1 pseudogene is annotated in these 641 nt (G+C 77.5%); it reads right to left on the reverse strand.

The window, feature by feature from the left end:
* A pseudogene (locus MXD58_RS24470) lies at positions 1-616 on the reverse strand (serine/threonine-protein kinase); the annotation flags it as partial.
* Positions 617-641: the final 25 nt, after the last annotated feature.

Below are 641 nucleotides of genomic sequence, written 5' to 3' on the forward strand. Positions count from 1 at the left end.
CCGCCGGCTCGTCGCGCGCCGCGCCCGGTCGGCCGACCTGGTCCGCGCCCAGGTGGCCGATGAGCGTGCTCGCCGTCGCGCCGGTGAACTGCAGCAGGGACTGCTGACTGGAATCGGTCAGGTAGATCCCGCTCGCCGGGCCGGCGGCGCTCGCGGCACCGCCGTCGGCGGCGAGGCTGATCAGTCCGCGCAGCGGCACGGGGGCGGTCACCGGGTAGACCGTCGGCGGTGGAGTACTCGCCCGAGCGGCCGCCGAGACGGCGCCATCGCCCGGGCCGACCCGCAGCACACCTGTCCCGAGCAGGGCGACGATGGTGAGGATGACGGTGACCAGTGCCGCGCCGGACACCCAGGCCGGGTGGAAGCGGGTCGTCGGCGGGTCCGGGTGTGTCCACTGAGCCAGGTTCAGCGTTCCCGGCAGCGCGATCCGCCCGCTCCAGGGGACGGGACCTGGCGGGTGTGGGCGGCCGGGCGGGCGCGTCCCGCGGGGGCCGGGCAGGCCGCGCAGGCCGGGTGCGTCGACGGGGTTCTCGTCCGGGCGGCGCAGGTCGTCGTCGCCGCGGAAGCTGACGCCGGCCCCGGCCAGCCAGCGGGGGCCGAACACCCGGTCGGCCACGGCGACGAGCTCCTCGGCGAAGGCC

The organism is Frankia sp. AgKG'84/4 (assembly GCF_023242965.2).
GTDB lineage: Bacteria > Actinomycetota > Actinomycetes > Frankiales > Frankiaceae > Frankia.